Below are 24,478 nucleotides of genomic sequence, written 5' to 3'. Positions count from 1 at the left end.
TCGTTCACGAAAGGCCGGCGTGCTGCAGATTGATTAGGCCGGAAGGGGAAAAAGCGCAACAAAATAATGCATTTGCATATTTGATGGGCGGATCACCCGCGTGAATGGAAGGCAGTATGCGGCATTTGAATCAAAACGGATTGTTAAGATTTACGATTTATAAATATCCGGGAAATTCTGAGGAACTGCGATGCGTTGCGTTTTGATCGTCGTCCTCCTGTTGCTTGCCGGATGCGCGTCTGTTCCGCGGCAGACGCAGAATGCCTGCGCCATCTTCGAGCAACGTGACGGCCTGTTCGACAACTGGCGGCGCGCCGCCTACCGCGCCGAGCGGGAATATGGCGTGCCCGTTCCCGTGCTCATGGCGACGATCTACACGGAGTCCGGCTTCCGGCACAATGCGCGCCCGCCGCGCACGAAGCTCTTCGGCTTCATCCCCTGGAAGCGGCAATCGAGCGCGCTCGGCTTCTCGCAGGCGCTCGACGGCACCTGGGCGCAATACAAGCGCGTGACCGGCCGCTGGGCCGCCAACCGCACGGATTTCTCCGACGCGATCCGCTTCATCGCCTGGTATCACGCCGAGAGCAACCGCAGGAACGGCATCGCCCTCAACGACACCTACCGCCTCTACATCGCCTATTACCACGGCCATGCCGGCTATTCGCGCGGCAACTGGAGCGGCACGGCCAAGGCCGGCGCGAAGCGCGCGTCGAACATGGCGGTCAGCTATTCGCGACAGTTGAAGAATTGCGGAGCGTGGTAGGCAGGACGGATTGCCGCTACGATGTTCCGCGTTTCGGCCGTGCACGCTGGTGTTTCCGCGCGCAGCTTCCATCGGGACAAGGAGATCGGCTTTGCCCACTCCCGTCATCGTCGTCGGTTATGACGCGGCATGGCCGGATTTGTTCGCGGAGATTGCAAAGTCTCTTCGGGCACTGCTCGGCGATGCCGTCAATGCAATCGACCATGTCGGAAGCACTGCCGTGCCGGGGCTTGCCGCCAAGCCAATCATCGATATCGATGTGACGCTTTGCGGCCGGGAACTGATCGAGCCTGCCTGCCAGCGCATTGTGCAGGCGGGCTACGGCGCGCGGGGAAACCGCTATGACGACGATATGTGGGCCTTTCTGGCAAAACGGGAGCCTGCCTGCCGTGTCTATCTGTGCCCACCGGGAAATGAAACGCATCGCAAGCGCTTGGTGTTTCGTGACAGGCTGCGTCAAGACGGGGCGCTTCGTGAGGCCTACGGCGCGTTGAAGCAGCAACTTTCCAGACGGTTCTTTCTGGAGGGAGATGCCTACACCGCTGCAAAGCGGGATTTCATAGAGGCGGTGATCCGCAACGCTCCTCCGCCGCGCTGGTAGGTTCAGGCTTCTGCCCGCCCGTCATCGCATAAAATTACGCGCCCTTGTCGGATCGGCCTTCCGACACACGTCCTTGACATGTCCAAACCCAAGAAGGAGACGATCATGACCTATGTCGATGGATTCCTGCTGGCCGTGTCGAAGGCCAATCTGGAGCGGTACAAGGACATGGCACGCACGGCGGGCGATGTCTGGAAGGAGCTCGGCGCGATCGATTATGTCGAATGCATCGGTGACGACGTGCCCTATGGCGAGCTCACCTCGTTTCCCCGCGCCGTTCTGGCGAAGGACGACGAGGTGGTGATCTTTTCCTGGGTCACCTATGAATCGCGCGCGAAGCGCGACGAGATCCTTGCCAAGGTGATGGCGGACGAGCGCCTGAAGGGCGACAAATGGAAGGATGTCTTCGACGGCAAGCGCATGATCTACGGCGGCTTCGAGGCGGTCGTCGAGTTGTGAGCCGGGGGGAAGCAGGCTAAACCCTTAATCCGGAACCGGAAGAAAGGACACGCCATGACGAACCTCTACTACGCGATCGTCGGATCCACGACGGACACGAATATGGGCCTGGCGCGCTTCATGGGCGTCATCCTCGCCTTCATCGTGGTCGTCGGCACCCTGTTCTGGGCCATCGGCGGCTGACGCGCCATGGCGCAGACGATCGTGACGGTCCCGACCCGCGGGCAGGGGCTCTACGAATTCACCGGCGAGGCCGCCGCCTTCGTGCGGGGCGCGGGCATGGAGCAGGGGGTGCTGACGGTCTTCGTCCGCCACACCTCCTGCTCGCTGCTCATCCAGGAAAATGCCGATCCGGATGTCCGGCGCGATCTCGACCAGTTCTTCCGCCGGCTCGTGCCGCCCTCGGACGATCCCGCCATGCGCTGGATCGTGCACACGCTGGAGGGGCCGGACGACATGCCGGCCCATATCAAGGCGGCGCTGACAGCCGTCTCGATCGGCATTCCGGTCGTCGGCGGCCGCCTCGCGCTCGGCACCTGGCAGGGCCTCTATCTCTTCGAGCACCGCGACCGGCCGCACCGGCGCGAAATCGTCCTGCATCTCGGCCCTTGACGGAACCGGCCGGCACGATGGAACGTTCCTGCGGCGATCCATCCCGGAGCGTGTCGCGATTGCGTTCCGGGTCCTGTTCTCGCCTGTCGCCGGCGAACGCCCGGCGGGCGCCCGCGCGGCGGATTTCGAAGGAGATGTTCATGGCGAATACCGAAAGCATCAACCATGCCGTCATCGAGGCCTTGAACGCCCGCGACTTCGCCGCCCTTGCCGGCAAGGTCCACGAGGATGTCTCGATCTCCGGCATCGGCGAGGGCATGGACAATGGCCGCGCCGCGCTGCGCGATCGTCTCGCCCGGCATTTCGAGTCCTTCGACGAAAGCTATGGCGACGCGCTGGTGATGAGCGATGCGCTCGGCAACAATGTCGCGATCCGCCTGACGGCGCGCGGCAGGTCGGCGGCGGGCGATGCCTATTCGAAGGAGAAGATCCTGCTGCTCGAGCTCGAGGACGGGGCCATCACCCGCATCGCCTTCTTCACCGGTTCATGAAGTTGAACGGAGGCTGAACGACGGCTTCGGCCTCCGTTCAGCCTCGCGCCCCTAAGGTCTCCTCAATCGCCGGACGAAACGGCCCGGCCGGTGTGAACAGGAGATCCCCCGATGACCCGCTTTCTGAAAAAATCCCTTCTTGCCGCCGTTCTCGGCCTCGGCGCGCTGACGGCTACGATGCCGGCCGCCTCCGCCGCCAATACCGAGCTGTCGATCGAGCAGGTCGGCTATCGCAACGGCTTCTTCGAGATCCGCGACCATGACGGGCGCCGCGATCGCTGGGACCGCCGGAACGATCGCCGCCATGGAAACTGGGGCGGCCGCGGACGCTGTGATCCTCGCCTGGCCATGGTGAAGGCGCACGATCTCGGCCTGCGCCGCGCCCGCATCGCCGATGTCACGCCGCGCAAGGTCGTCGTCGAGGGCTTCCGCTACCAGGGCTACGGTCGCATCGTCTTTGCCAACGACCGCTATTGCCCGGTGCTCTGGCGCTGAGCGGAAAGATCGGTTGCCGGCCTTTCCCTGAACGCCGCCCGCAAGGTTACCCCCGGCCGGCGAGCGGCCGCCCTCCCGGTTTCGCCGGGAGGGTTTTTGCGTTTTGCGCCTCACCATTCCCGGCAGGACCGTAGGACCGCAGGCCGTGGAACGAAGGGCGTGCGGCCTGCCTACTCTTCCGGCGGGTGGCGATACCGTGCGATGGCGATTGCCCTTGGGCGGGATGGAAGCATGCTGTTCACGGTGAAGGCGCCGCCGCGAAGAGGGCTTGCAGGGTAAGGGTACCCGCGCGCTTCCTGCTGCAGGATACGGGGGCGAGGCCTTTCCCTGCGGATCGTCCGCACCCGTTTCACGGGCAATCAGCTAGGACGAAAAAGGGCCGGTTGCCCGGCCCTTTCGAGAAAGCGTCGTTCCGCGCGGTTCAGCTGCCGAGCGCGAAGGTCACGTTGACGGTGACGGAATAGCTGTTCTCGCCGGTGGCGAGCGGCACGGCACCGCCTTCGGCATAGTCCTTGGCTATGGCGCGCATCATCGGCATGGGTTCGGCCCGATAGGTGGTTTCGGAGATTTCCAGCACGCGGCCGAGGCCGACGCCGGCGGCATCCGTCAGTTCCTTCGCCTTGGCCATGGCGTTCTCGACGGCCTTCTTGCGCGCCGCGCTGACGGCGGCATCCGGCTTGTCGTTGACGAAGCGGATGCCGTTGCCCTGGTTGGCGCCGAGCGTCACGGCCTTGTCGAGGATCTCGCCGAGCTTGGAGAGATCGCGCACGCGCAGCGTCACCGTGTTGGTGACCTGGAAGCCGATCAGCACCGGCGGCGGGTTCTCGCCGGTCGAGCTCTGCGGATACTGGTATTGCGGGTTGATCATGAAGCCGGAGGTCTGCAGGTCGCGATCTTCGATGCCGGCTTCCTTCAGTGCGGCAAGGATGTCGGCCATCGCCTTGTTGTTGGCATCGAGCGCCTCGCGGGCCGTCTTGGCGTCCTTGACGACGCCGAGGTCGATCAGGGCCATGTCGGGCGCCATCTCCGCGCGGCCTTCGCCGGTGACGACGATGGTCGCCTCGCGCGGCTTGGCGCTGTCCTCAGCCCGCGCGGCCATCGGCATCGCAGCGGCAAGAGCAAGCGAAAGCGCGACAAGGCTGGCGCCCGTGCGGCGGCCCAGGGTTCCGTAGAACATAAAGAAAATCTCCTGATGGTTGCGTCCCTTGCGCCGTTCTTCGCCCGTGATTGTGTAGAGAATACGGCGACGCTTGTGAGGTCCGCCGAATTCGTCTAGACGGTCTCTACGCGTCGGCCGCCATTGACCGACGCCCCCGGCCATCAGCCGGGACGGGCCTGTAGCTCAATGGTCAGAGCCGGCGGCTCATAACCGCTTGGTTGGGGGTTCGAGTCCCTCCGGGCCCACCAATCGCCATAAGGCCTTGATTTTAAACGAGAATTTTCAAGGCATTTTTCCACCGTACACGGCGAAATACACCGCTACGTACACATTTCGAGCCAGATTGAGAGGCTTGAAGTGTATTTATGGAAACGCGAAAGTGGATTCACGTATCAGCAAAGAATTCCCGCTAGCGTCGAATCTCAACTTGGGAAATCACCCATCCGCGTGAATTTGGGGCCACTTCCTGCTGCTGCGGCACGGAAAAGAGCAATAATTTTGTCGGGTGCGGCCATGAGAATGATGGACGATCCGACCATGACGAGAGAAACCCTTTCTCATAGCCTCAAAGCTTTGAATGCGGAGCTTGAGGAACTGCGCCGACGCCATTTTCCGCTTGGTTTGAGGGTCACCAGCCGACTTCAACAAGCCAAAGAATTCGAATCTGAAGGCGACCATGAGGCCGCCCAAATATACCGCCGTCAAGCGAAGGAACTGTCAGCACAAAGAGCTTCTCTGCAAGATTTCAAACAAAGACTTCAGACGATTTCGGACGCGCTTTCAAAAGATTCCGTGGCATGGGAGGCGGAGCGCGACACATTTCAGTCTGTCGTCCGCACCCTCGGTTCTTTGGGTGCACAGGTTCAATCGCCCCAAAATCAACCTATCCAGCAGCCTCAACCTCAACCTCAACCTCAATCTCAACCTCAGCCTCTCGAACATCGGGATGAAAGAACTGTAACTGCTTCCACCAAACTTAGCGTAGCAGGTCGTGTCATCCTCGATTCTCGAAAAGATGCGCTGGACAAGGGAAACAAGGATAAGGTGCGCTATGAGGAGCGGCTTGAAAACACGTTCGCGGCATTCCTGAACGTGGTTGGCGATCATCCTCTCAGCTACTATTTGCCTATCCATTTGCAAGACTTTGCGACGGCCATGGCAAAGCTTCCCACAAATCGTACGAAGTACCCCATTTTCGCCGGGCTGAGCCTTAAGCAGATCGGCGCAAAGAATGACAAATTGCCTGACGGACAGCGGATTAAAAGCCTGTCTCAAACGACGGTCAAAGAACATGTGGCCCAAATCAAACTTATCTGGGAAAAAGCGACGGCCGGTGTCTCAGGAATTCGTGACATCCGATCATTCAAGGTGACAATGCCTGCTGCCGCAACACCTGCCATTGATCGGGAGGGCCTGCCTCCGACGTCTCTGAATACATGGCTGGCAGATAGCGTCACTCCCAAGATGATGCGGAAGCCGCATAAAGCTTGGTTGCCTCTTGTTGGTTTTCTGACAGGGATGCGGCTTTCTGAAATCGTCTATTTGCAATCATCTGACATGGTAACTATTGAAGGGAACGAGGTTTTTGACTTACGGCTTCCACTGATCATTGATGGGAAGCCGGTCGACAGGCCCCTGAAGACGAAGACGTCTGTCCGCATTGTTGCAATCCATCCATTGCTTCGTGATTGCGGTTTCATTGATTTCGCAAAGAATCAGCGTGGCCGGGGTGGGTTTGTTTTCCCTCATTATCATGGGGCTAATGACCCTGCTGACGCTGCCCAGAAACAGATGGGGAATTGGATGGTGGCCCTCGGTATTCACGAGACACAGCGGCAGGTGTTTCATTCCTTGAGGCATAACGCAAAGTCATGGTTCCGCATCAATGTTGGCGATAGCCTTGCGGACAAGCAATGTGGTCACGCGGCATCTTCCGTAGGGGCAAAATACGGGTTCAAAGCACTGGAGCCCGAAGAGGTCCAAAAGATAATGTCTATCCCGGCCCCACGTGGCGTAGATTTCTCACCGTTCATGGACTGGCGGCGTCAGGCGGAATAGCCGGGGGCATTGCCCCGCTTTTCACTGTGGGATTCCGCTTCGATTGAATTGCGAACGAAGGCTAGGAGATCGCTGTAACCAGCGATGCGGTTCTCTAGCCCACGTTTTTTGGCGGAGAGTGCACGCCACATCGAGTTTTGCTCAAGCTCCATCCTTCGATTGAACTCATAGTCGCTTTCTTCATAAGCGCCAGCGGTCATTGTGTACCATGGGCACGTCCGCAAGAATGCGTAATATTCGTCGATATATGGCTTCAAAGCCGCTTCGACAGATATTAGTTCCGACTTCTTTGCCGCAAGATACGCGATAATCTCAGGCAATGCTTTATTGTATTGTTCTATTTTATCCCCTTCGATTAAAGTTTCCATGTTGATCCTCGTACGTCGACCTTTGATTATGAATGATTGTGATTCTAGGCGTCGTCACTGTAAAGGCGTTGCCATACGGTCAACCGCCCGTAGCCCATCCCGCTTGATTTCGGCCTTCAATGCCGCCGCCGCTCCGGGCAGCCGGGATTTGCGGACGAGCCTCTTGTCTGCGCTTCCGTGTGCTTGAATGTAGATCGCCGCGACGTAGCAGAGGATGCCGCCGTTTTGGTCCGTCTCGCAAACCTCGACAACCTCGATATTAACCGTCAGCCCTTTGATTTTCGTGGTTTTATGGCGCATTGAAATCTCCGCTTTCTGATTGAATTTATTGAGAAAAACATAGCAGAAAACGGGATTCCTGAGAATCCTGCAGGTAAATTTGATGCCGGTTTTGGGGTAGTGTCCGTTAATCGGAATGTTTGGATTTTACTGATTTTTGGAAGAGAACGTTTGTCGTAATATCGGCGGCAGGCAGGGGTTGACGGCCAGCGCGGCGACATAGACTTGTTCAGGTCAGGTCAAAATGGCCTGACCGTGGCCGCAGGCCGAACCAGTCGCCGCGATGGCTGTCACCGAACGAAAAGGTTCCATGTCTATTTTCTCTCTGGTCCGCCACGCGGATCGGATCGAGACAAGCGGCTCGATCCGAAGGGCAAGAGAATATCGACATGGAAAAGAGCGAGGCTACCCCTGCCGGAATTCCAGCGTCTCGCCGTCATGTGAGAAAATGTCAACAATTACAGAATGATGAGATTATCCTTACCCGAGAAAATCGTTGACAAGGGCGAGGGTTGCGGTGACGCTTTTACATCGACAATTTGGAAATCGTTATGTCACAGCCTCAATGTTTCGACCGTCTTAGTCTTCTGCGCCAAATGGACACCGAAATGACCGCTGCAATAAAAGCATGCACGGTGCAACATCGTGTCGTTCGCGCATTGCGATCCGCATACATCCAGGCTCTGGAAAACAACGTCCGTTGCTTAGGAATTTCCGAATTACCGCATTCGGCGCAAGACATAGCCGCCCAACGTATACGCATCGACCTGGAGGAAGGTCGAGCAATCGAGATTTCTGAAACTTTGCTTGAATTGCAAAATCAGCGGCTTTCTCTGCGGTCCGCTTTGACGGTTGACGCCGACTGATTTTGCTCTGAGCATAAAAAAACCGACGTCATAGGGTTAGCGGCCCTCGGTCGGTTTTTGCAGGAATGTTAGATAATGATGAACAGTCTTTTCGACATTGTAAAGCCGCCGTTGACGGCTGAGTGACCGGGGGGCTGGCAAATAGCCCAGCCCAGAACCTTCAGTCCTCCCATTTTTCCAAAAGAAATGTTGACATTATTTCGGAGCCTCAGGGTTTCGATTACGGTGCGTTCGGTGCGCGCCAGCACATAGAAAATCTCCATCCGAACAATTCACGTGGCGGACTCCGCAATGGCGTCGTCAGCTTCGCGCAGCGGGTGCGCGGGCAGGAAAAGCCGTGGAAAGAGTGGACCGTTCCGGTAGGCGGCGGCGCGATCATGGAAGCCGAACGGGTCCTCCAGCAAGACAACCGAACAGATTTGTACGTGTCGCAGGCGGCTTTCTGGAAATGGCGCTCCATCTCACAGTTGACGGCGATTGGTGCATGTTATGCAGACCTTGATTACCACAATGTCGCCCGGTGGCGCGCCAAAGCTCCCAGAGATGTTGCTGGTGCCGTTGTCGGTCATCTAGAGGAGGCGATGATCCCGCATCCGTCCTACATTTTATCGACGGGCCGAGGTCTTGTTTGTGTTTGGTTGTCGGAATTGCTGCCTCGTACTGCCCTACCTCGGTGGAATGCCGTCCAGAAGCGCCTAGGATTGGTTTTAGAGCCATTCGGAGCGGACAAGCGGGCATTGGACGCTGCACGGGTATTTCGGCTTGTAGGAAGCGAAAATTCCAGTGCAGACCGAGATCGGTGCAAAGTCGGCATGGTTTGGTGTCACGGTTCGCCTGAAACACCGACACGTCACGATTTTGGGACGCTTGCAGATGAAGTCTTACCCGTCACCCACGCTGAATTAATTTCCCTCCGCGCTGAGCGGGCTAAGCGTAAGGCGGAAGGCAAGGATAAGACAGGCCCGGCGGTACATCTGTCGGCGGCGACCTATTGGGAAACGGTTCTCACCGATCTTCAACGACTTCGGGCGCATCGTTATCCAGAGGGCACTCTGCCGGAAGGCCAGCGTGACGTATGGTTGTTCATGGCGGGCGTGGCCATCTCATGGATTTCTCCAGCGGAAGTGCTTGGTCGAGAAATCATATCGCTCGCGAACGAGGCGGCGGGATGGCGCGACAGTGAAACGAAATCCCGCATGTCCGCCGTTATCAAGCGAGCGCGGCAGGCAGCGGCAGGACAGACGATTACGTTCAACGGTCGTGAGGTCGATTGCCGTTATCAGGTAAAGGCCAACACCATTGTCGAATGGCTGGGGATCGATCCGGCGGAACAGCGCGCGGCATGTTTACGGGTGTTGGTCGACCAAGACCGGAAACGGGAACTCTCCGTTGAGCGCATGGAAAAGTCGCGGCGTGAGAGGGGCGTGAAGGATCGGACCGGACAGCAGGCGGCAAGGTTGGAGATGGGCGGTATGGCGCTATATCTGCAAGCAACGCAGGGCATGCGCCGTGACGACCTAGCAGCCCATTTCAACGTGTCGGCGGGGCAGATTTCCAAGGCCATGGCTGAGGCACGCCAAGCGCGCCAAAGACAAGGAAAATTATGATTTTCCCATGACCGGGGGACAAAGCCCCCCGGACCCCGTGGAAGGTAAACACCATACACCGCATCACTTCGTGACGAACGCTGATTTTCCAGCGTTTCGGCTTGTCAGCCATGGGCTGGCAATGGGTCGCACGGCCCGAGCCTCGAAGGGGGTTCCCGAGAGGGTCTCCACGAAGTGGCCTCCATGGAATGGTTCCCCTGAAGGGGCCGATACTATCGAAGATAGTGCCAGTCGGTCACTATATCTTTCATTCCGGTGCCCAAAAGCGCTTTGCGCCCATGGTTTTCATGACCACACTTATCAGGAGGAAATTCCTATTTGAGGAGGGGGCGATGTATGAGTACCAGCGACTGATTAAAATTAAAGGCGAATTGGGGGATTCGTCGGGACTTCTTAGAGCAATTCGACTGCCCGGCTCTTGGTATGCCGTCATCTGGGAGCACTCGAAACGGTATGCTTCCATGAACCAGGATATCACTGCGCAGAACGGCGTCGGTGATATGACGGACGACGAATTCTTGTTTCACGTCCAGCGTGTCTTTTGGTTCACATTCGGCATTGATTTCATTTATCCACGTTTAGGCTGAGGCCCTGCCATGGGCTATCAGTTCGTGCATCTAGAGGGCTATGCTCGCAAGGCGGACGCGAAGGGTCGGGACACGAATTTCATCTTTGGCGAGGCATCCCGTCGCCCCGAAGCTTCGGTTCATGTTGCGAGTCCTGCTCCACCTATCATTGTGCATGGCCTCAAAATTGAAGAAGTACAGGAATTGCACGATTCTGCTGCGGCCTCGGCTACGGTCGCTGTTAAAGGCGGAAAGACCCGTAAACTCCGATCCGATCAAAAAACACTTCACACGGTCGTCGCCAGCCATCCTTACACCATGAACGAAATCCGCGCCGATCCCGACAAGCGCCGGGAGGCGGAGGCGTGGGAGAAGCGGACAGTCGAATGGTTGCGACACCAGTATGGTGATGATCTGCAATCCGTGATCCGCCACGAAGACGAGTCCCATTACCATATCCACGCATATGTCGTGGCAATCTCCGATCCCGAGTTGAAAGCGCAGAAGCACCATCCCGGCGCGACCGCAAAGCGTTCCGTGATGGATGCTGGCCCAATCGATGGCGAGGATCAAAAGGCACTCATGAAGCGTGCCAATGCGGCATACACGGCAACAATGCGCGCATGGCAGGATTCCTACCACGAAGCAGTTGCCGTACCTTCCGGCCTTACGCGCCTTGGCCCGCAACGTCGTCGCCTGTCGAGGGACGAATGGCAGAGGGAACAAGTACAAGCCCAGGCACTGAAGAAGACAATTGAAAAGGCGAAGATCGTCAAAGCCAACGGCGAAACCTTTATCGCCAAAACGAAGGCTGACGCCGCCACGGTTGCCGCCGACGCTGCCCGCCAACAGGAGGTGGCTCGCAAAATAACCGCCGCTGCGCTGGCCGCGCAAGATCGCGCACGCCAGGAGCAAGAGCGGGCGCAGGCGGCGATGGCATATGTCGCCAGGTACAATGGATGGGCCGGTCGCTTCCGGGCGGTTTGGGATGGCCTGCGGAAATCAAAACTAGCAGAAAGAATCCGCTCTGAGTTGAAGGGCGAAATCGACCGCTGGCGGGATATCGCGCAGACTGCCGAGCGAAAGCAACTTGAGGCTGAGCGCCAGCGCTTCGACGCAGAGCGGAAAGCGCGTGATGCGCAAGACGCGGCGATGCGCGCTGGAATCGAGCGCGACCGGCTGCGGTCGATTCTTTCTCCGGCCTCCGATCCGGCCTCGCCGGACCTGTCACCAGGGCCAAAACTGGTACTGAAACCCAATTTTCAGAAAAAGGAAAAAACGTAATGCGCAAAGTGATATTTGTCGCCGTGATTCTGATCGCATCCAGCGCGACCGCTGGCGAAATCGTCTGGCGATCTCCGACGAGCGGCACACTGACCCCTGTTTCTGATCCTGCACCCCCGCTGGAACCGGAGCAATCTGTTTTCGGAATTCGTTACGAGCCCATCCAGGTTGCCGCCGGGACGGTCGTCTACGCTATGCCGATTGGCGATGTCAGCGGATACGTGTTCGCTTCGGGAAATCCACTGCCGCCCGGCCTGACGCTCGATCCAATTACCGGCAAGATTACCGGTCTTGCGGCGGTCGCAGGAAACTACAACGTCACCATACGCGCGCAACGGGACGGCTTCTATTCGGAGATGGTGATCTCGATCACCATCTCCTGATGCGCTCTCTGGCTCGGAGCGGGAGGGGGCGGGGAACGTTGGAGCCGTCCCCCGCACTCACATCATCCGATCCGTTTGCTGGCGACATGGAGATACAGCACACCGCTACTTTCGGAGACCTTCGGCCACCCTCGCCCAAGACATCCACCACACCGTTCCTTTGCCACCTGCATCATGTCGGCGGCCGTAAATGGGATGGCCTGTTCATCCGCATGATCCCAAGCGGTCATGGCCTGTTCCTGGATGATCTTCGGCACTACGCAAAGGCGGCATCGGCCTTTGGCCTTGGCAACCGCAAAATGCGTGATCGTGTCGTCATCGATGACATCATGGTCTGGTGCCAGCTCCATCATTGTGCGGCACCACTCATCGACCGCACGAGCTTGCCAAGCTCAGCAGCAGGTACAGGAGTAAACGGGATTTTCGGCTTCTTCGTCTCCGCCTCGGACATGAGGTAGATTGAGCCGTTTGCAGCCGTGATACGGATGTCCGCCTTTTCGTAACGGAAAACGTTCTCTCGTCGCTTCGGCTTCCAACTGGTGAAAGCCGCAATGGCGTCACCAGTGTCGAGCATCGAATTCTGGATCACGTCCGCAGATATGTAGATTGTACTCACCATGCCAGGCCCCTTTTCGTTGTGGACGACGAATAGGTATGAGAGGAAAATCATTCCGTCAAGTGGTGTTTTTTAGCAAAGGAATTCTTCATAAACTCAAAAAAAGTCATTTTCTTCTAAATTCCTTTGAAGCGGTCGAATTTTCGAGAGAACTCCTTGCAACGAATAATCGGCAGCTCTTCGACCAAGGAATTCTCGGAAAAATCCTGTCAATTTGGCTCGGGAATTCCTTGCTCGCCGTCGTTTTTCCGTGACAATTCCTTTTCCCTCCGCGCCTCTTCGGCCTCGCGCTGCTTGCGGAATTCCCATCGGACTGCTGCGGACTGAAAATTCCTGACGATATCGGCGCTCGAATTTGCCCGGCACATCAACAAGTCAGCGGGGTCCGAGGCGTAGGCTTCGTCTAGATAGCGGTGAGTTTCAGGTGGCGACATGAGCTTGAGGGCCTTAAGGGCATCGCCTTGCCAACGCTGGTCCGTCAAGTCGCTCATGACCTCGCCTACGAACGGACGATAGCCCCACAGCTGATATCGCGTTGGGAAAAACTCGCGATCTGGATCAGACTTCCACGCTTCTTGAAGCTCGGCCTTTCGGCTCACACAAATACCGCGCTCCTTCAGCATCCGGTTCCACCGCTCATACGAATAGCCGTCGCAATGATCGCCGTGGCCGGGGGCTGGGGCGAAGTCCTTGTTTGGGTCCGGCGTCCAGTCTGTCGGGTCTGCTATGGGATCGGACCGATACGAAACCGAGCGTGTGAAAGCTGCGAAGAGGGATTCCTGCATCGCGAGCACGGCCAGCAAGAAAAGCAACAGCATGCGTTGACGCCGTTTTCGCGCCTCTTCGATCTGACGGCGCAGGCGTTCGATGCGCCTGCAATATTCGTCTTCTCGCCGTTGTCGTTCGCGGCGTCGTCGTTCTTCGTTTTTCTTATTTTTTTCTTTTTGTTTTAGCGTAAGCGGGTAATGGTCCATGGTGATCCTCCGTTTCCTGTAGGATCGCCTTCATGAATTGCAACACACAATAGCCGGTCTTTCACGTTGCGTAGCCTCCCTAAGGTTCATCGTTTTTTCGTGCCCTTGCGGTTGCGTTTGAGTTAGAAATACACCCGATAGATTCGGATCGCGCGGGGGCGAGGGTGGACACAATTAAGAGTAGGCTTCAGGAAAGAGCAGGCAGCATGGCGGTCTGGTGTGTTGCCGATGGCGACGTTGCGGGCACCACCATGGAGACGCACTTCAATTTTTGGCGCATTGCTGGGGATAGGGATTTCAAAGGTCGCCCTCAACGCCCGCCAAGAGACTTCCTTGAGATTGGTCTGTTGATCAAGAATCCAGCTCCAGTACAGCGCATAAATGTGTATTTGCCCGTTGATGTAGAGAGACAATCAATACAAGACGCGGGCGTCCAGTTGGCTCAGACGTCCGTTGCGCAAGGAATTTTCAACGAGAAGCTTCAATGCGTTGTCACACCGGCTCCGGCAAGGATTGAGTTAAAAAACGGTGATAACCTGTTTTGCCGGGTTCATAAATTCATCGAGCAGAATGGAAACCTAGACCCTTCCCATCTTTCTTTAGATAAGTTTTCTGACGGCACTCTCCTTTCAATCGAGAAGGTTGCGATTGAATCTGTTAGCGTTCAGATCAAGGCCGATGAGAGTATTTACTTCAGGTTGAGGGTCTATTTGCCGAGTGGGAAATCCAGTCCATTCATTCACGTCATAACGCCAATTGACCGTAAATTTCAAAGCGGTTTCGAGGAAATCGAGTATATCGACTTTCGCTTCAATGAGCTTCGTACACTGCCGCCACAGGTAGAAAACAAAATTCGCGCTGACGAGAAACAAGGAAAGGTTAATATCAGTCTTGTGGCATTTCTTACAGCTTTTCCAGTTCATTCCGAGCTGTCTGCCAGCAGTATTCAATGGCACAAGAATAGACTTCTTGAGCATGATCCATGGGACGACTATGTGCCAAGCGGCATTCCAGGAGGAATGGTCGTTTATCATTGGAAGAAAGAAGGCAAAGACGGACAGGGGGTTGCAGATTTCTCATCTTTCGTCAAACTTCACACACGCAGGAGCGGCCGCAAGATTTTACTCACCTATCTGGTCGTCGCATTTTTGTTCGGATTGTTTGGTAATTTGGCGGCTTCTGGCGTTCTCGGGTGGTTTTCGAGCGATACTAAAGCGACGGTTGACCAGATTTCTGACGCCCTCGATAAATGAGGAATATCCCAGCAATGATCTTCAATGAAGATACAACCTCATTGATTCCGCTGTCAGTCAACACCCGGCCTGCAAGGAACCTCTCACTGTCCGACCGCGAGCAGGAAGCGTTGCAGTTCATAAGCGGTTTGTCCGAAGACTATCCAGATATTCAAAGCTGGTATGTTAGTAAGGTTGTGCCGGGTCTTCGGACAGGGACAAGATTTTTGCTCCCCATACATCGTGACGGGGAGTTGGTCGCCGTGGGAATTGCGAAGAACGACGGCTTCGAGCGGAAGATATGTACCGTTCGCGTCGCGCCGTATCATGCTGGAAGAGGCCTGGGGCTGCGGGTGTTTGATGGACTATTGAAGTGGCTGGATGACGATCATCCCGGCCTGACGGTCAGCGCCACAAAGCTGCCCGCATTCGAAAGAATATTTGACTGGTACAGATTTAGGCTCACCGGTGTGGAAAGCGGCCTGTACGTACCGGGTAGGCAGGAAATTGGCTATAATGACGCAATTTTTGCGAAAAAGGATGGTCAGAATAAAGTTCTCGAACCGGTTCACGATAGAAATCTTATCGCCTCGCCCAAATCTGTTCCGTGACTTGCGTCGATGACCAACAGTCGGCAAGGAAGCAGTTCGGCGTAGGACTCGGCGGCTCTTAACGCATTCGTTTGCGATTTTTCGATTTCTTGCGGGACGACATTCCTTGTATCTCCTCGTGAGAGGCGTCGCTCAGAGATCGTCTCACCAGAGGCTTTGAAAAAAATCAGTCCATCCGGCTTCATAGCTGCGATTACATCGGCAGGAATGATGACCTCATGCCCGCCAACGTAAACAAGGCTATGCGCATCTAAGAGCATCAATGATACAGGAGTTTCAGATCGGATCACGTTCACCATATCAACGAGGACATGCTGATCCTGAATTACCTCGTTGGTGGAACGCGTTCCGGCGGTTTCGCGATGAAGCCGCAATAGGGCGCTCGCTGAAAAATGAACAACATCATCGTTGCCGCTCGCGTACTCCGCACAAACGGTAGTTTTTCCTACCCCCGACACCCCGAAAACAATCATGAGCTTCGTGTCGAGCATTACCAGAACTCTAGTTGGTCCTGGCATACGGCTTTTCTCCGCTCATCTTTCATGTACATGTAGGACTGAGGAGGAGTAAAATTGTCTAAAACTTCCTTTGGATCAATGTATTCCTCGTATTCTCGCACTTCGCCGATTTTCAGGGCATAAGCAATTTTTCGGTCTGAGAAATATTGATCGAAAAAATCTTTTGTAATTCCAGAGCCGTATCGAGTTTTCTCCCATATTTCTTCGGGAGCGTCTTCCAATATTGTGTCGATATCAAATTCACCAACAATACGGCCAACTGGCATCGTACAATATACAACGACCGTCGTAACATCCTTGCGGGCAAAGACTTTCCTTCTGAACTCAAATGTTTTCACGCCTTTAAATATGTTTTCAACGTGCTCTGGATTAATCGATAACAATACCTTCATGTACCTTCCCCAATTCGATGATTTTTTGGAATTGAGCCTCACTCAAAGGCTTTAAATCCCAACGCGGTTGTTCTGGTACATCAGCCAGTTCCATGAGGTTGCCGCGCGTGATCCGCTTATTGAACGCAACGTTATAGGTCATCTTGACCGTGTAGAGCCTGCTCCAAGACACGTACATGTCCTTAAGTTCGCCTTCGGTGAAGACGCTGTGCGGCTTGGTGTACTCAAGGAATTCATCAAGGGAAGCGAAATCCTTACGCCGCCGTGTTTCCTCCACAACGCATATTGAGGTCGCAACGGAGCGATAAAACGCGGGTCCTTTGTTGTCGGAAGTCCTGTACATAATAACCGCATCCCCCTTTTTCATACGAGTTAGCGGCAGCTTTGCGACGTAGATTTTGTGTATGGTGTTCGTGTAGGAAACGTCCTGCACGATCTCCTTTGGTTCGTTGTTCAGGATTAAGTCTGGTAAGAATCGTGAGTGAAACTCAGGGTAAACTGCTAGAAGCCAGAGGTTTGCGTGGGAAATTCTGATGAATGGATAGGACTTCAACATATCCATTGAATGTTCTGTCAGCGAACGAGAAAGTACCAATTCGACGCCGTTCTTCGTCGTCTTTGTGCCAGTCTGTTCGAACCCATAGCGGGAAAACAATTTTATGAGGCTTTCGTGAACATCGAAAACCGTCACGTAAATTCCTGTCGCCCCCACATCCAAAGCCGTGTCGAATATTTTCTTGATAACTCGTTCGCCGAGTTTGGTCCCTTTGCCCTCAATTTTCAGCGTGCCTACCTTCAGCCAATGACCATCGGGAAGATGAGGATCAACGTCCGTCACCGGGCCATGTTCCGACTTCAGATAGATCATGCCGCTTAGGCTCTGATGCTCATCCACCACGACATAAACATCTTCTTCCGCCTTGCCGTTGAACCAGGCTGAGAACTCGTCATAGCCAGCTTTCAAGCTATCAAAAAAAGGGTCGTTAAGAGATAAATTCTTGAATTTTGTAAGTAATAGCGTCCGCGCCATGAAACTCCCCGTAATCCTCCCATTGGCGAATAGCATTTGGTGCGAGTCTATCGATGTGTTCTATAGTGACTTGACCTTGCACGACGCTTGTCCACTGAAAAGTGCGCTTTTTGGTTGCCTCTCGGAGAATGCATGATAGCGCGGGAGCCGAGTGGAAAACTGGCCGGTGTCACGATAGTCGAAGGGGCATTGGCCAGTGTCTGCTGACAGGCTGACTCGCTAAACTATGTTGACATTTTCAATAACTGGCGTACACAGAAGCAAGCTCGAAAACGTACCCAAATACCCCACAAGGCTTTGTTTTCGTTTCTAATCTAGGCTTACGCCGATGCGCCCGCTTCCTCCCTCCGGGCCCACCATTTCTGTGCTGTTCGCCACATACATTTGAACTTTCGCCACGAAAACTGAGCAAAATCCACCTAGAGATGCGCAACTAAGGTGGATTAAAAAGTTCATAAAGTCCTCGTCTTCTCGTTAATAGATGCCACGAGCGACGTCAATATATTAGCTACGTATTCTTGAGCCGTTGTTGCTCTACGTTAACGAGATCAAAGATGTTCGACTGCCGGAATACTCGACGAACCTCGCGAAACACGGTTTCAAATTGAGGTGTTGAACTCATTTGAGGATCAAGCCTCGTCGACCACGTAGCTTTCAGAGCTTTTTCTTTCCTTGAAAAGGCCTCATCCAGTTCCTGCGCATTTCTGCCTCGAAATACGAGCTTCTGGGCAATTGGATTTGCCAGTTCGGCAAGATCGATCCCGAATTCACTTTGAAGTTTCCAGATGTCGAAAAGGTCTCTTGGCTGATTTCTGGCTCTGTCTGTGAGAGCGACGATCTTCTCAGTCGCAATCTCCTCCACTGAATATGTCTTTACCGTCTCGCTAGGAGAGAAATCAAAGACAGAGCTGGCTCGGGAAATCTGCACAGCGGGGATAAGTGGAGTTTCTGCCTGACTTCGGCTTAGATGCCGGGAACAGGAGAGACCATGACGAGACGACCGCGCCGGAACCATAGCCCGGCTTTCAAGGCGAAGGTGGCACTTGCCGCCATCCGAGGTGAGCAGACGCTGGTGGAGTTGTCCCAGCAGTTCGATGTGCACGCCAACCAGATCAAGCAATGGAAAGACCAGCTCCTTGAGGGGGCGACAGGTGTGTTCGGCGATGAAACGAAAGCGGAGCCGTCGGGTCCGACCATCGATGTCAAAACGCTGCACGCGAAAATCGGCGAACTGACACTGGAGAACGATTTTTTATCCGGTGCGCTCGGCAAGGCGGGATTGCTGGGCGGAAAGAAATGATCGACCGCGAGCACAAGCTATCCGTCGTGCGCCAGGCGAAGCTTCTCGGCTTCAGCCGTGGCAGCGTCTACTATCTGCCTCGTCCGGTGTCTGACGGCGATCTGGCCCTTATGCGCCGGATTGACGAATTGCATCTCGACTACCCCTTTGCCGGAAGTCGGATGTTGCAAGGGCTCTTGAGAGGAGAAGGTCTGGAGACCGGGCGGCGACACGTCGCCACGCTGATGAAGAAGATGGGCATCGAGGCGATCTACCGCCGCCCGAACACCTCGAAACCAGCGCCAGGGCACAAAATTTATCCCTACCTCCTACGAAAGCTGGCAGTCACCCGGCCCAATCAGGTGTGGGCAATGGACCTGACCTACATCCCCATGGCGCGGGGATTTGTCTATCTGTGCGCCGTCGTGGACTGGTTCAGCCGGAAGGTCTTGTCATGGCGGTTGTCGATCACGATGGAAGCAGCCTTCTGCATCGAGGCGGTGGAGGAGGCACTTGCCCGTCATGGCAGGCCGGAAATCTTCAATACCGACCAGGGATCGCAGTTCACCTCCATCGACTTCACCGCCGTGCTGAAGAGGTCACAGATTGCCATCTCGATGGATGGCAAGGGTGCGTGGCGAGACAATGTCTTCGTCGAGCGGCTCTGGCGTTCGATCAAATACGAGGAAGTCTACCTCCATGCCTACAAGACTGTGTCCGAGGCACGCGCTGGCATCGCCCGATATCTGAACTTCTACAACACCAGACGCCCACATTCATCCCTTGACCGGCGGACGCCGGATCAGGCCTACTTCAACGCGCTGACACCAATGATGGTGGCGGCATAATCGAGGCGGAAATCCACTTAGCGAAACGCCCGAAGCTGTTCAGACAAACCGAGCCACCTCTCACACGATGTACCTGCGCCATCCAACTACCCTTGTTGGATTTGCGGCAAATCTCCCGCTTATTCCTACTGCAGCATTCACATTTCCAGTCATCCCCGACGGCGTCCCAGGTGCCACGTCCCTGCGGCATCGCGGCGACCATTGCCTCGAACTCGGCATCAGTAGGGGCGAGCACCCGTTTTGGCTTGAGACGCTTTGGCCGAATAGATTGCCCTGCACCATCGTTGGAGATCGAGCGTGCATCCAGCAAGGTCGATAGTGTCTTCTCGTAAAGCTGCGGAAGGGCTGCCCTGATTTGCGTCAGGAAAAAGTGGCGATCTTCAAACGGCATAACGACGGTGCGACGTGACTGATCACGCCGATGCTTTCCATCTGCGAATCTCGCGGCCATGCGGCGAGAGAAATCGACCCGGTCGGCAAAGTCATCCTTTGCGTCCAGCCAAAATTCGTTTGCAACGCGGAGGTTGACCTCATGGAGGGTGTTGGGGACCGCTCGAATAAATTCTGAAATTTCCGCAGGTGTAAACGTGAAGTTCGGATCAATTTGCCCCGATAGCAAACGCTTCGCTTCTCCGTCTGCAGCATTGCAGTCGGCGCATATAATGGTAGCACCGAATCTTTCCACAAAGATCAGCAATGCGTCTTTCGCATTCGCGATCTGTTCGTTTAGCAGTCCATCGCCGTCCACTTTTGGATTTGATGCATCGAACAGCTTACGGGCGTGATCACCTAAATGGTCGTGGTGCATCTCCAATCGACACAAAAGGACTCCGTTTGAACCAACGCGCGCTATCTCCGGCTTCGTGCGTCGGCAACATGGGCAGTTCCACCCCGTCCATGTTGCCGCCCACCAGCAATTTAAGTCCAGTCGGTCAGTATTGAACCGCTGAAGGAGCTTTCTTGTTTGCTCGCTCCATCGACCATCACGATCACCGGCAAAGTCGGACAGTTGCTCATCCGTCATCGCTTCAATGTCAGGCACTTCCACGATAACGCTTCGTTTAATAGCCACTTACCCACCTTGCATCAGCCGAACCACTTTCGATATACCATTGGCTCAAGAAGAACAAAATGGCAACATAAAGTTAAATTCGACAGGAGAGCTATTCCTACGAAAGACAGTCGGCGTAGGATGATCGACGTGTTCACTATCCTACGCTGGATTCGATAGGACAATTACAAGGGCAGCGCCAACTACGAGCGCAACGATGACAGCAACTCGAATCCATTCGGAACGCAGCTACTGACGTTCGGAAGAGCCGACCCGAGTGATCACTGCCCGATAGTAATGTCAATTACACAGAACTCCGAATAAGAGGTGCGTTCGACAAGCAGCGAGACCGGTTGGCTCCCTGCCTATCCTTCACCTTTTGCCAAAGCACGCCACTGACGATGCGAAGGTCGGGTATTTCAACGACGACATGCTCTTCCGTGGGATTGGGTCTGGAAACCCTGCGTTCAGTGGCAGGATTCTTGCGATACTCCAGGCGATTGAAAATGAGCCGACCGACATACAGTTCGTTGTTTAGTATGCCTGTACCCCGGTTCCGATGCCCACGGATTGCCGTACCTTGCCAAGGCTTTCCACGTGGTCCCGCGATTCCAAGCTGGTTCAGTTTTGCAGCAATAGCGTCGGGCGTCAGCCCCTTGCTAAACTCGTTGAAGATCGTGACGACGGTCTCCGCCTCTTTCGCATCAATGGTCCGCAGACCACGTATCAGATTCCCTGTCGCGTCGTACTCTTTGATCACGCGATAGCCATAGCACAAGCCGCCTGGAATGCGGCCACCTTTCGCGACCGTTTTCATTCCTTCTCGTGTCCGGTACCGCGTTTGCTCTATCGTTTCCTGGCTGAGGACAGCTCGGATTCCCAGCTCGATAGCCGAAACGGCACTTCCGCCCTGGACGGTCCACAGTTCCACATCGTGAAACTGTAGCAGTTTCAGGATTCTGGCGCTATGTTCCAAATCACGAGATAGGCGATCTAGGGTAAGGCACAAAAATACATCGCACGCATGCTGCTGGGCCGCAAACAAAGCGCCTTGTAAACCCGGGCGTGTTTCGTAGTTCGCGCCACTGATCCCGGCATCGACAAAACTGTCGATCAACTGCCATCCTTTGGCTTCGATCATCGCTTTTCCAAGGTCAAGCTGTGTCTCGATGGAAGCAGGGTTCTGTTGATCGGTAGAATATCTCGCATATAGCAAAACGCGCTTCACCATCGATTTTTCCCGCCACCGTCCTTCAAAGCGGGGAGTGCGTACTTATAGATTTTCATTTCGATTTTCGACTTGATCATTCAGGGCGAATACCCACGCAATGATTAATGATGCCATTCAAATCCGAGGGGAAAACTACCTCCATCGTCTGGTCGCGGCAGGAAGCGATGCAGAGCAATAGAGGGTAGTTTCCCCCTGCGATTTTCGCATGTTGGATAACCTCTCCCAACGCATAGTCACGAAGCGGTACGCGCTGCCTTGGCCTCATGAAGACGCCGTTCATATACACATTTTCGGCGATTTTCATGACCAGTATTCTTACCAATACCAGCGCAATAGCTGCTCTGCAGACGCTCAGGTCCGTTTCATCCAGCCTCACCGGGATGCAGAACCAAGTCTCGTCCGGCTTGGGTGTCGCGGCAGCTTCCGACAATGCAGCATACTGGTCGATCTCGACAACTATGCGGTCCGACCAGATGGCTATGAGTGCCGTTCAGGACGCTATCGGCCTTAGAGCCGCCAAGGTGGATACCGCCTACGCCGCCATGGAATCGACCATTGACGTGCTGAAAGAGTTTCAGGCCAAATTGGTGGCCGCCAAGGAAGATGGTGTCGACCGAGCAAAAATTCAGACGGAGCTTGAAGCGCTGAAGGCGCAGACCGTCAGTATCTCCCAATCAGCGAGTTTCAACGGTGTGAATTGGCTGAACACGGCCTTCACGAACATTTACGACACCGCTGAGGCCCGGGAAAAACTGACGACTTCCTTCGTACGATCCAGCAGTGGAGCAGTCCACGTCAAAAGCACTGAAATCGACTTATCGAAAGTTGCACTGTTCAACAGCACCGGTGGCGGGCTACTGCAAGTAGATGATCGAAGCCCCGGCACCGTAGGCGGCATCCGCAACACGATCTACTCCATCGACCCCGTTGGAAGATCGGCGTGGGAGGATTACATCTTCGATGGTCCTCTGACCTTTACCGATAACAGCACAGCGATCACGTTCACACTCAATCTGGACGCTGATGACCCCGCAACGACAACGGGGCCCCAACCAGGAATGACGCAGACTTACACGATTGACCGGGACGCAATTGATGCAGTCAACCCCGGATGGAACGGTATTGTATCCAATCGATCCCAATGGCGCGCAGTGCTAAAATCCGTCATCGGCAGTGCGGTCGAAATTTATCAGGATGTCTCAAACCCGGCAAAATTTTCCATTGAAACCACCGAAACATCCGGCAGAGGCTCTTCATATTATATGAGCGGCGTAACCTCGACGCTACCGACAGGAGAGACTGGTGGCCTCCAAGACAGTGCCGCAATCTCGTACGGTACGCGAGCCTATACTTATAGCATCTGGGACACGGCATTCGAGCTTAAGCCTGATGTAGAGGCCTACATTACGATCATCGAGAACAACACGAACAAAACGCTCACCCTCACGCGCGACACCGTCATGGCAGCCCTTGGGACGACCTCAGGGGAGGTGACATCGATTGGCGACTATATCCAGGTACTCAACTACGCATTCATCGATCAGGGAATGGGGATCGAAGCAAAAGACCTCGGCATGAATCTCATCCGTTACGATCTCATCGAGACAATGCGGCCTGAGGCGGGTCGGAAAACGTCTCTTGGCGTAACGGGTGCAACAGACAACATTGGGAACGCTCCGACGTTCGGACTGCTCGATGTCGATGTGACGTCGAACTACAGCCTTGATGCGTATATTAGCGGTGTCGATGGCATGATGTCGCGAGTCATCAACGGAGCAGCTACCCTCGGGGCCGTCAAGAAACGGCTGGAAATACAGGAGAGCTACAACCAAACGATCATCGACTCCGTTCAGAAAGGCATTGGTCGCCTGGTTGATGCTGACATGAACGAAGCGTCCGTTAGGCTGAAGGCACTTGAAACCCAGCAGCAGCTGTCCATCCAAGCTCTCAGTATAGCAAACGAAAATCCATCGACGCTATTGCAGCTTTTTAGATAAGCGGCTTGGGAGGCGTCTCTCGACAAACCTCGTTTTTAAAGATGTATCGACGAACCGTTCGCGGGTGAACGCGATATTGATCGGCGATGGTGGCCATCGAGAGGCGGTCATTAAAATATGCTTTGTGAATTGCCTCGATCTGATTCAGGGTTAATGCTGGCCGACGGCCCAGATGTCGTCCTTTTGCTCGGGCAGCTGCAACGCCAGCTGCAGTCCGCTCCGAGATCAAGCAGCGCTCGAATTCGGAGATAGCGCCGAAAATATGGAATACCAGATTGCCAGTGGGGGTTCCGGTGTCGATAGCTTCTGTCAGCGACCGAAGTTGCACTCCCCGGTTACGTAAAGACGAAACGGTTTTCATCAGGTGAGCAAGCGATCTGCCGAGGCGATCCAGACGCCATACGACGAGCGTGTCGCCTGTTCTAAGTCGCCGTAAGGCTTTTGATAGTCCGGGGCGGTTAGTGCTAGCCCCGGAAACTCCTTGATCTTCAAAAATGACGTCGCAACCAGCTGCATGTAGAGCGTTCAACTGCAAATCCAGATGCTGGTCGACGGTGGATACCCGCGCATAGCCTATTCTCATGATCGTTCCGAGATTTCCTTGTCATCGGCGCGATTGACAAAACCAACCGATTTTGTCCGGCAAGATTTGCCGTCGTCCGACGAATGTGTTTGTTCAAGGTTCTCAAGGGATTACGCAATCTACGA

Annotated in this window: 31 protein-coding genes and 1 tRNA gene; 18 read left to right on the top strand and 14 right to left on the bottom strand. The window is 55.1% G+C overall.

What is annotated here, in order from left to right; genetic code table 11:
- Positions 1-190 precede the first annotated feature (190 nt).
- The 7 genes from AABQ55_RS18170 (at position 191) to AABQ55_RS18140 (ending at position 3,421) form a co-directional block, all read left to right on the top strand.
- Positions 191-763 carry a transglycosylase SLT domain-containing protein gene (locus AABQ55_RS18170; RefSeq protein WP_244766942.1) on the top strand — a complete coding sequence of 191 codons (573 nt, stop codon included), beginning with the start codon at positions 191-193 and terminating at the stop codon, positions 761-763.
- 91 nt (positions 764-854) lie between these two features.
- Positions 855-1,364: a GrpB family protein gene (locus AABQ55_RS18165; RefSeq protein ID WP_272806019.1), complete on the top strand. Its 510-nt coding sequence runs from the start codon at positions 855-857 to the stop codon at positions 1,362-1,364.
- A 105-nt stretch (positions 1,365-1,469) separates the two neighbouring features.
- Complete coding sequence (locus AABQ55_RS18160) at positions 1,470-1,823, top strand: DUF1428 domain-containing protein (RefSeq protein ID WP_272806018.1); 354 nt, start codon at positions 1,470-1,472, stop codon at positions 1,821-1,823.
- A gap of 54 nt (positions 1,824-1,877) precedes the next feature.
- Positions 1,878-2,006, top strand: a complete 129-nt coding sequence (locus tag AABQ55_RS18155) for a hypothetical protein (protein WP_256364426.1) — start codon at positions 1,878-1,880, stop codon at positions 2,004-2,006.
- 6 nt (positions 2,007-2,012) lie between these two features.
- Entirely contained in the window at positions 2,013-2,435 is a 423-nt protein-coding gene (locus tag AABQ55_RS18150) for a secondary thiamine-phosphate synthase enzyme YjbQ (RefSeq protein ID WP_272806017.1), read from the top strand.
- 140 nt (positions 2,436-2,575) lie between these two features.
- Positions 2,576-2,926, top strand: coding sequence for a nuclear transport factor 2 family protein (locus AABQ55_RS18145; protein WP_272806016.1), 351 nt, complete (start codon positions 2,576-2,578; stop codon positions 2,924-2,926).
- Positions 2,927-3,037: 111 nt separating this feature from the next.
- Complete coding sequence (locus tag AABQ55_RS18140; RefSeq protein WP_272806015.1) at positions 3,038-3,421, top strand: hypothetical protein; 384 nt, start codon at positions 3,038-3,040, stop codon at positions 3,419-3,421.
- Positions 3,422-3,842: 421 nt separating this feature from the next.
- Here the strand turns inward: AABQ55_RS18140 and AABQ55_RS18135 are convergent, their stop codons facing one another.
- A complete protein-coding gene (locus AABQ55_RS18135; protein ID WP_272806014.1) occupies positions 3,843-4,598 on the bottom strand; it encodes an SIMPL domain-containing protein in 756 nt (251 codons plus the stop codon).
- A gap of 154 nt (positions 4,599-4,752) precedes the next feature.
- Here AABQ55_RS18135 and AABQ55_RS18130 point away from each other — a divergent pair.
- Positions 4,753-4,828, top strand: a tRNA-Ile gene (locus tag AABQ55_RS18130).
- A gap of 271 nt (positions 4,829-5,099) precedes the next feature.
- On the top strand, positions 5,100-6,638 hold the full coding sequence (locus AABQ55_RS18125) for a hypothetical protein (RefSeq protein ID WP_272806013.1): 1,539 nt from the start codon (positions 5,100-5,102) through the stop codon (positions 6,636-6,638).
- Here AABQ55_RS18125 and AABQ55_RS18120 read toward each other — a convergent pair.
- Together AABQ55_RS18120 and AABQ55_RS18115 are read right to left on the bottom strand one after the other, a co-directional pair.
- Entirely contained in the window at positions 6,626-7,006 is a 381-nt protein-coding gene (locus tag AABQ55_RS18120; protein ID WP_272806012.1) for a hypothetical protein, read from the bottom strand. The genes AABQ55_RS18125 and AABQ55_RS18120 overlap by 13 nt on opposite strands.
- 54 nt (positions 7,007-7,060) lie before the next feature.
- Complete coding sequence (locus AABQ55_RS18115; RefSeq protein WP_272806011.1) at positions 7,061-7,306, bottom strand: hypothetical protein; 246 nt, start codon at positions 7,304-7,306, stop codon at positions 7,061-7,063.
- A gap of 587 nt (positions 7,307-7,893) precedes the next feature.
- Between AABQ55_RS18115 and AABQ55_RS18110 the strand changes: the two genes are divergently transcribed.
- The 5 genes from AABQ55_RS18110 to AABQ55_RS18090 all read left to right on the top strand — a co-directional run bounded on the left by AABQ55_RS18110 (position 7,894) and on the right by AABQ55_RS18090 (position 11,991).
- A complete protein-coding gene (locus AABQ55_RS18110) occupies positions 7,894-8,151 on the top strand; it encodes a hypothetical protein (protein ID WP_272806010.1) in 258 nt (85 codons plus the stop codon).
- Between the two features lie 122 nt (positions 8,152-8,273).
- Positions 8,274-9,758: a hypothetical protein gene (locus AABQ55_RS18105; RefSeq protein WP_272806009.1), complete on the top strand. Its 1,485-nt coding sequence runs from the start codon at positions 8,274-8,276 to the stop codon at positions 9,756-9,758.
- Between the two features lie 332 nt (positions 9,759-10,090).
- Complete coding sequence (locus AABQ55_RS18100) at positions 10,091-10,345, top strand: hypothetical protein (RefSeq protein WP_272806008.1); 255 nt, start codon at positions 10,091-10,093, stop codon at positions 10,343-10,345.
- A gap of 9 nt (positions 10,346-10,354) precedes the next feature.
- Complete coding sequence (locus AABQ55_RS18095) at positions 10,355-11,608, top strand: plasmid recombination protein (protein ID WP_272806007.1); 1,254 nt, start codon at positions 10,355-10,357, stop codon at positions 11,606-11,608.
- On the top strand, positions 11,608-11,991 hold the full coding sequence (locus tag AABQ55_RS18090) for an Ig domain-containing protein (RefSeq protein ID WP_272806006.1): 384 nt from the start codon (positions 11,608-11,610) through the stop codon (positions 11,989-11,991). Before AABQ55_RS18095 ends, AABQ55_RS18090 begins: the two co-directional genes overlap by 1 nt.
- 62 nt (positions 11,992-12,053) lie before the next feature.
- Here the strand turns inward: AABQ55_RS18090 and AABQ55_RS18085 are convergent, their stop codons facing one another.
- The 3 genes from AABQ55_RS18085 to AABQ55_RS18075 form a co-directional block, all read right to left on the bottom strand.
- A complete protein-coding gene (locus AABQ55_RS18085) occupies positions 12,054-12,344 on the bottom strand; it encodes a hypothetical protein (protein ID WP_272806005.1) in 291 nt (96 codons plus the stop codon).
- A complete protein-coding gene (locus tag AABQ55_RS18080) occupies positions 12,341-12,610 on the bottom strand; it encodes a hypothetical protein (protein WP_272806004.1) in 270 nt (89 codons plus the stop codon). The genes AABQ55_RS18085 and AABQ55_RS18080 overlap by 4 nt, the downstream gene beginning before the upstream one ends.
- A 206-nt stretch (positions 12,611-12,816) precedes the next feature.
- Positions 12,817-13,581 (bottom strand): hypothetical protein, encoded by a 765-nt coding sequence (locus AABQ55_RS18075; protein WP_272806003.1) that lies wholly within the window; start codon positions 13,579-13,581, stop codon positions 12,817-12,819.
- A 206-nt stretch (positions 13,582-13,787) separates the two neighbouring features.
- Between AABQ55_RS18075 and AABQ55_RS18070 the strand changes: the two genes are divergently transcribed.
- Together AABQ55_RS18070 and AABQ55_RS18065 are read left to right on the top strand one after the other, a co-directional pair.
- Complete coding sequence (locus AABQ55_RS18070) at positions 13,788-14,834, top strand: hypothetical protein (RefSeq protein ID WP_272806002.1); 1,047 nt, start codon at positions 13,788-13,790, stop codon at positions 14,832-14,834.
- 14 nt (positions 14,835-14,848) lie between these two features.
- The gene (locus tag AABQ55_RS18065) at positions 14,849-15,424 is read left to right on the top strand and encodes a GNAT family N-acetyltransferase (RefSeq protein WP_272806001.1); all 576 of its coding nucleotides are present in this window, start codon (positions 14,849-14,851) and stop codon (positions 15,422-15,424) included.
- Here the strand turns inward: AABQ55_RS18065 and AABQ55_RS18060 are convergent.
- The 4 genes from AABQ55_RS18060 to AABQ55_RS18045 form a co-directional block, all read right to left on the bottom strand.
- On the bottom strand, positions 15,382-15,915 hold the full coding sequence (locus tag AABQ55_RS18060) for an ATP-binding protein (RefSeq protein WP_272806000.1): 534 nt from the start codon (positions 15,913-15,915) through the stop codon (positions 15,382-15,384). The genes AABQ55_RS18065 and AABQ55_RS18060 overlap by 43 nt on opposite strands.
- Entirely contained in the window at positions 15,915-16,334 is a 420-nt protein-coding gene (locus AABQ55_RS18055; protein ID WP_272805999.1) for a hypothetical protein, read from the bottom strand. Before AABQ55_RS18055 ends, AABQ55_RS18060 begins: the two co-directional genes overlap by 1 nt.
- Positions 16,312-17,364 carry an N-acetyltransferase gene (locus AABQ55_RS18050; protein ID WP_272805998.1) on the bottom strand — a complete coding sequence of 351 codons (1,053 nt, stop codon included), beginning with the start codon at positions 17,362-17,364 and terminating at the stop codon, positions 16,312-16,314. Before AABQ55_RS18050 ends, AABQ55_RS18055 begins: the two co-directional genes overlap by 23 nt.
- Before the next feature lie 508 nt (positions 17,365-17,872).
- Complete coding sequence (locus AABQ55_RS18045) at positions 17,873-18,379, bottom strand: nucleotidyl transferase AbiEii/AbiGii toxin family protein (protein ID WP_272805997.1); 507 nt, start codon at positions 18,377-18,379, stop codon at positions 17,873-17,875.
- Between AABQ55_RS18045 and AABQ55_RS18040 the strand changes: the two genes are divergently transcribed.
- A protein-coding gene (locus tag AABQ55_RS18040; protein WP_168168997.1) for an IS3 family transposase occupies positions 18,353-19,491 on the top strand; the annotation gives its coding sequence in 2 pieces (ribosomal slippage) (positions 18,353-18,611 and positions 18,611-19,491; 1,140 coding nt in all). The genes AABQ55_RS18045 and AABQ55_RS18040 overlap by 27 nt on opposite strands.
- Here the strand turns inward: AABQ55_RS18040 and AABQ55_RS18035 are convergent.
- The 3 genes from AABQ55_RS18035 to AABQ55_RS18025 form a co-directional block, all read right to left on the bottom strand.
- Positions 19,457-20,539 (bottom strand): hypothetical protein, encoded by a 1,083-nt coding sequence (locus AABQ55_RS18035; RefSeq protein ID WP_272805996.1) that lies wholly within the window; start codon positions 20,537-20,539, stop codon positions 19,457-19,459. The two genes, AABQ55_RS18040 and AABQ55_RS18035, sit on opposite strands and share 35 nt — an antisense overlap.
- Before the next feature lie 307 nt (positions 20,540-20,846).
- A complete protein-coding gene (locus tag AABQ55_RS18030; RefSeq protein ID WP_272805995.1) occupies positions 20,847-21,773 on the bottom strand; it encodes a recombinase family protein in 927 nt (308 codons plus the stop codon).
- A gap of 73 nt (positions 21,774-21,846) precedes the next feature.
- Positions 21,847-22,077, bottom strand: a complete 231-nt coding sequence (locus tag AABQ55_RS18025) for a hypothetical protein (RefSeq protein ID WP_272805994.1) — start codon at positions 22,075-22,077, stop codon at positions 21,847-21,849.
- Here AABQ55_RS18025 and AABQ55_RS18020 point away from each other — a divergent pair.
- Positions 22,076-23,770 (top strand): flagellin N-terminal helical domain-containing protein, encoded by a 1,695-nt coding sequence (locus AABQ55_RS18020; protein ID WP_272805993.1) that lies wholly within the window; start codon positions 22,076-22,078, stop codon positions 23,768-23,770. The two genes, AABQ55_RS18025 and AABQ55_RS18020, sit on opposite strands and share 2 nt — an antisense overlap.
- Here AABQ55_RS18020 and AABQ55_RS18015 read toward each other — a convergent pair.
- The gene (locus AABQ55_RS18015) at positions 23,763-24,353 is read right to left on the bottom strand and encodes a recombinase family protein (protein WP_272805992.1); all 591 of its coding nucleotides are present in this window, start codon (positions 24,351-24,353) and stop codon (positions 23,763-23,765) included. The two genes, AABQ55_RS18020 and AABQ55_RS18015, sit on opposite strands and share 8 nt — an antisense overlap.
- Positions 24,354-24,478 lie beyond the last annotated feature (125 nt).

Source organism: Shinella sp. WSD5-1, from assembly GCF_963942435.1.
GTDB lineage: Bacteria > Pseudomonadota > Alphaproteobacteria > Rhizobiales > Rhizobiaceae > Shinella > Shinella yambaruensis.
Note: the sequence above shows the minus strand (reverse complement) of the source record. Positions and strands in the feature narration are given on the sequence as shown.